Genomic DNA, 5,365 nt, shown 5'->3' on the forward strand with positions numbered 1-5,365 from the left:
TTGTCGTAGCTGCCAACATGGAGAGTCTGGACCGACAAACCCTCCTCGAAAGTTTCGCAGCGGACCAGCGGACCGGCGGGCAGCCTCTTCTTCTCCGCCGTGGTCTGCTCAACGGCTGGTCAACAGAGTCGGTCGTCCAAATGGGCTCTGACCTGCAGGCACGGACTCCGCAGCCCGAGACTCAGGTCGTGATGCGTTTCGTTTCGTATGCCCACATGGCGATCTCGACCCGGTTCCTGGCGCCGAGCTTGCCCATGAGGCTGGCGAGGTGGGTCTTGACTGTGCTGAGGCTGATGTAGAGCTCGTCGGCGATCTCGGCGTTGGTCAGGCCCGTGGCCACGGTGAGGAGCACCTCCTCCTCCCGGGCGGTGAGCGGTTCGATCGGCTGAACCGTTGGCTGCCCCGTTCGCAGTTCCGCGAAGGCCGCCAGCAGGCGCACCGTGACGTTCGGGGCGATGAGCGCCTCGCCGTTGGCAGCCGCATGGATCGCCTGGCTGAGCAGCTCGGGCCCGGCGTCCTTGAGCAGGAAGCCGCGGGCTCCCGCCTTAAGCGCGCCGTGGACGTACTCGTCGAGGTCGAAGGTGGTGATCACCACGACGGCCATCGGGTCCTCGACGTCAGGCCCCGCGAGCAGACGGGTGGCTTCGAGACCGTTCACGTCGGGCATGCGGATGTCGAACAGGCACACGTCGGGTCGCAGCTGACGAGCCAGCGCGACCGCCTCGCGACCGTCTCGCGCCTCGGCGATCACCTCGATGCCGGGCTGGGCGTCGAGGATCATCCGGAGCCCGGTCCGGATGAGCTCCTGGTCGTCGGCGACGAGCACACGGATGCTCATCGGGTCGGACCCACCCGAGGGAGCACCGCGTCGACCACCCAGCCTCGGTCGACGCCGGGGCCGACCTCGAGCGTGCCCCCGAGGAGTGTCGCGCGCTCCGTCATGCCGACGACGCCGTAGCCCTCCCAGGCTCGGCTGGTGGAGACCGCGTCCCCGTCGTCGCGGACCGTCAGTCGTACGACGTCGTCCGCACCGGCGACCAAGACATCGATCCGGGTGGCGCGTCGGGCGTGACGCATCGCGTTGGTGATCGACTCCTGGGCAATGCGGTAGGTCGCGGCTGCGACCGACGGGCTGAGGTCGTCAAGCTCGCCAGACATGTGGACCTCGACCCGGGGCTCGTCGCCGCGGGTGCGTGCGAGCCGCTCGATGTCGGCTACGCCACCCTGGGGAGCGAGGTCGGCATCGTCGCGTTCGCGCAGAGCGCCCACCATGGCCCGCATCTCGGCGAGAGTACGGGAACCTTCCGCCTCGATGATCTTGAGAGCGTCAGCCGCGGCGGAGGGTCGCGACTCGGCGACCACGCGTCCCGCCTGAGCGCGGATCACCATCGCCGACACGTGGTGCGCCACGGTGTCGTGCAGCTCGCGCGCCAGCTGCTCGCGTTCCCGCAGTCTGACCTGGTCCAGCTCGCGAGTTCGCGAGGTTGTCCCGAAGCGGACCAAGGCGCCGAGAAATGCGGGGAACATGAGGAACACGAAGCCCGCTGCCGCTTCGCCGAAGCCGTTGAAATCGCTCGCGATCCCGAGCAGGCCGCCGACCACGACGATCGACAACCCGATCACGACTTCGCGACCAGACCCCCATCGAAGCAGTGCGTAGGGGACCAGCAGCACATAGATCATCGTGTACAGCCCCACGGATGTGGCGGGACCATTGATCAGCGTGACGAGGTTCAGCACGATGAGTGCGCCGAAGAGCACCGCGGCGACAGCGAGTGGGTGCGTCCGCCGCCACAGAAGCGGGAACACCAACGCCACGGCGAGCACGAGCGCCGCCGGACGCCACGCGGCATCCGTACGAAGGATGCCTTCGAGAACGGCGGTCGGCACCAGGACAGCGACCAGTGCCCAGTCCCGCCACACGCGCGCAGGCGGCTGCGGAGCCCGAGGTTCGTTCCACAAGGCCAGGACCGCGTTTCCCATCACGGGTCCAGCGTAGGGATCGCACGCGGTCGCTGTATCGGCCGAAAGAACCAGCCGTGTCCCGGTCCATCGGCCGGTACGACTCAGGCCTCCACGGCCGATGTCCCGCACGGCGTGGCTGGCCACGATCGAGGACGTCGGCAGTTGCGCTGACACGTTCACGATCCGGAGGACCACCGATGATGTCACAGAGCCTGTACCGCTTGGGCCACCTGAGTGCTCGCCGCCCGTGGGTGGTGATTGGGACATGGCTGATCCTGGCCGTTTTCGTCGTGGGCGCCGCGAGCGCCTTCGGCCACAAGCTCGAGGACTCGTTCCGGGTGGAAGGCCTCGACTCGCAGCAGGCCAACGACCTCATCGCCGCCGCGGGCACCGGCCAGGAAGGTCTGACCGCGCAGGTCGTAGTGACGCCGCGGGACGACGCCGCCACGTTCTTCGACTCGGCGCCGGCGCGCGCGGCACTCGCGAAGGTCCAGTCGGATGCAGCCGCGCTGCCGCACGTGCTGTCCACCAGCGATCCGAGCGGTCCTCTGGCCGCCGGGCCTGACGCGGCACGGAACAGCGGTGTCGTGTCACCGGACGGACGCGTGGCGCTCGTGCGCGTCCAATATCCGACGCTGGACGCGCTGACCGCCGCGGACCTGGTGAACCTCAAGGCATTGCGCGCCGAGTCGGATTCGGCCGTGCGGGTCGAGATGGGCGGCGACCTCTTCTTCGCGTTCGAGGCGCCCCCGGCCGGAATCGGCGAGGCCATCGGTCTGCTCGCCGCGGCGGTCATCTTGTTCCTGTCCTTCGGGTCGCTCATCGCCACCGCTCTCCCGATCGGTATGGCGGTCTTCGGCCTCGCGGTGAGCATCAGCTCGATGTCCCTGCTCGCCGGTGTGATCGACGTCCCCAACTGGGGCCCGGTGCTGGGCGCCATGGTCGGGCTCGGTGTCGGCATCGACTACGCGCTGTTCGTCGTGACGCGGCACCGCGACTACCTCGCGCAGGGGCTCGAGGTCGAGGATTCCGTCGGCCGTGCCATCGCCACGGCGGGTCAGCCGGTGGTGTTCGCCGGCGGCATCGTCATCGTGTCCGTCCTGGGGCTCGCGGTCGCCGGTGTGCCGTTCATGACCGGTGGCGGGATCGCCCTCGCGATGGTGGTCGCGGTGATGGTGGCAGTCTCGATCACCCTACTGCCCGCGTTCCTGGGGCTGTCCGGCCACGCCATCAACCGCTTCGGGTTCCGCCGTCCGCCGGCCGCCGACGGTGTGGGCTGGTCGCGGTGGGTCCGGCACGTGACCCGCCACGCCTGGCCGTACCTGATCGGTGTCACCGCGCTGCTGCTGGCCCTGGCGGCACCCGCGCTGGCCCTGCGCCCCGGCGTCCCCGACGACGGTGCGCTCCCCTCGAGCCGCACGGAGCGTGCGGCGTACGACCTTGTAGCGCAAGGGTTCGGCCCCGGTCACAACGGTCCGTTGGTGGTCGCTGCCGACCTCGCCGGCGACGTAGGTGTGGTTACCCGACTGGTCGACGCGCTCGGTGCCGACCGCGGCATCGCCTCCGTGGCGCCGGCGAACGTGAACACCGAGGCGGGCATCGCGTCCGTGGTCGTGTTCCCGGCGACCGGACCGCAGGACGAAGCAACGCGCGAGACCGTCGAGCGGCTGCGCGCCGAGGTCATCCCGGCGGTGCTCGCGGGAAGCCCCGCGCACGCCCACGTCGGTGGGCAGATGGTGAACTTTGCCGATGTCGGCGCCCGGGTCAACGACCGGCTGCCGCTGTTCATCGGTGCCGTGCTCGGGCTGTCGTTCCTGCTGCTCATGCTGGTGTTCCGGTCGGTGCTCGTGCCGCTGAAGGCCGTGGTGCTCAACCTGCTCAGCATCGGGGCGTCGTACGGCGTGATGGTCATGGTGTTCCAGTGGGGATGGGGCGCCGGCCTCATCGGCCTCACCTCGACCGTGCCGATCGTCTCGTTCATCCCGATGTTCATGTTCGCCATCCTCTTCGGGCTCTCCATGGACTACGAGGTCTTCCTGCTCTCCCGGGTCCGCGAGGAGTACGTCACCAGCGGCGACAACGAGGCGTCGGTCGTCCGCGGCATCGCCAGCACCGGCCGGGTGATCACATCGGCGGCGCTCATCATGATCGCGGTCTTCCTCGCCTTCGTCACCGGCCCGGACCCGGCCACCAAGATGTTCGGCCTCGGCCTGGCCACAGCGATCTTTGTCGACGCGACCCTCGTGCGGATGGTGCTGGTACCGGCGACGATGAAGCTCCTCGGCGACGCCAACTGGTGGCTCCCCCGATGGCTCGACCGCACCCTCCCGACCATCGACCTCGACGGCGTGGACAGCTTGCCGCAACCCCGGGTCGCAGTCCGAGCTCCGCTCAAAGTCTGAACGGCACGACTCGATCCGGAATCGCCGATGATCTGCCGTTTGCTCCCAATGCTCCTGCGGGCGGGAAGAGAAGAGGGGAAGGAGGCCAACCTCGACGTCGATGAGGCTCTGCATTTGACCTCTACGTCCCAGAGGGCGGACTGCACGCCTTCCGCGGTGGAGGCGGCGCGTCGATGCTGCTGATGTTCGCTCCCGGCGGTCCGCGTGAGGACTACTTCGAGACGCTCGCCCGCGGCGAGGAAATGACGGAGGAGCAGCGTGCGGCGTTCATGTTGAGACACGACACGTATTGGGTATGAGGCGGACGTCCGGGATCGACGGCGTCGCCGGCAGGCGGACACCTGGCCGCCACCAGCTCCACAAGCCGAACCGCGAATGGCAACGCCGTGGGCGACCGGGGTGTACGTGCACAGCCGTCCTGCAACACCGGCCCGGTGACGATTCTCGCTTGGGTACCCCTAACGGGATGACCGCCCATCTCCTCACCCGTCCGCGGACATCCCGGGCCGAAGGTTGACCGACCAGCATCCGCAACAAAAGTAGCCGCGTTGGGAGTTCCACGACGCGGACGCCACCGCGAAAAACATCGAACCGCGCCGGCGACAACGTCAGCCTGCCGATCGGCAAATCGGCTTCGTCGGCAGCAAGAGTGGCGATCTCCTCGTCAACCACCGGTGACGATCAACATGCAGGCTCGTCAGATCGGACAGTAGACGATTGCGTTGAACGCGACCAGCAGTGCAGCGCCCGCGGCTGACCCCGCGGGACCGATAGCTGGGCTTTCTTCCCCGCACACGTATTCAGCGACTCGCCCCAACCCGGGTGGCGGGCTGTTCGCGCAGGGCCGCGGGCCCCGCCCGGGGCCGTCCCAGCCCTGTCGCGAAGACGAGGCTTCTGGCACCACCATGGGCGCACCGGTCGACCCCTACCCCGCCGCCGACCCTGACCCTGAAGCTGCACTGCCGAAACCGGCAGCCCAGCCCAGGAGTCGGTCAAGC

The 5,365-nt window shown here is 68.6% G+C and carries 4 protein-coding genes; 2 read left to right on the plus strand and 2 right to left on the minus strand.

Annotation, left to right across the window (positions count from 1 at the left end; all coding sequences use genetic code 11):
- Positions 1 to 181: 181 nt before the first annotated feature.
- Together VET27_RS11265 and VET27_RS11270 are read right to left on the minus strand one after the other, a co-directional pair.
- On the minus strand, positions 182 to 838 hold the full coding sequence (locus tag VET27_RS11265) for a response regulator transcription factor (RefSeq protein WP_526518024.1): 657 nt from the start codon (positions 836 to 838) through the stop codon (positions 182 to 184).
- Positions 835 to 1,983 (minus strand): sensor histidine kinase, encoded by a 1,149-nt coding sequence (locus tag VET27_RS11270; protein ID WP_526518031.1) that lies wholly within the window; start codon positions 1,981 to 1,983, stop codon positions 835 to 837. Before VET27_RS11270 ends, VET27_RS11265 begins: the two co-directional genes overlap by 4 nt.
- Positions 1,984 to 2,165: 182 nt before the next feature.
- Between VET27_RS11270 and VET27_RS11275 the strand changes: the two genes are divergently transcribed.
- Both VET27_RS11275 and VET27_RS11280 read left to right on the plus strand, forming a co-directional pair.
- Positions 2,166 to 4,367: an MMPL family transporter gene (locus VET27_RS11275; protein WP_526518026.1), complete on the plus strand. Its 2,202-nt coding sequence runs from the start codon at positions 2,166 to 2,168 to the stop codon at positions 4,365 to 4,367.
- Positions 4,368 to 4,540: 173 nt separating this feature from the next.
- Entirely contained in the window at positions 4,541 to 4,666 is a 126-nt protein-coding gene (locus VET27_RS11280) for a hypothetical protein (protein ID WP_526518029.1), read from the plus strand.
- Positions 4,667 to 5,365 lie beyond the last annotated feature (699 nt).

This window comes from Mycobacterium sp. (genome assembly GCF_035633495.1).
Lineage (GTDB): Bacteria > Actinomycetota > Actinomycetes > Mycobacteriales > Mycobacteriaceae > Mycobacterium.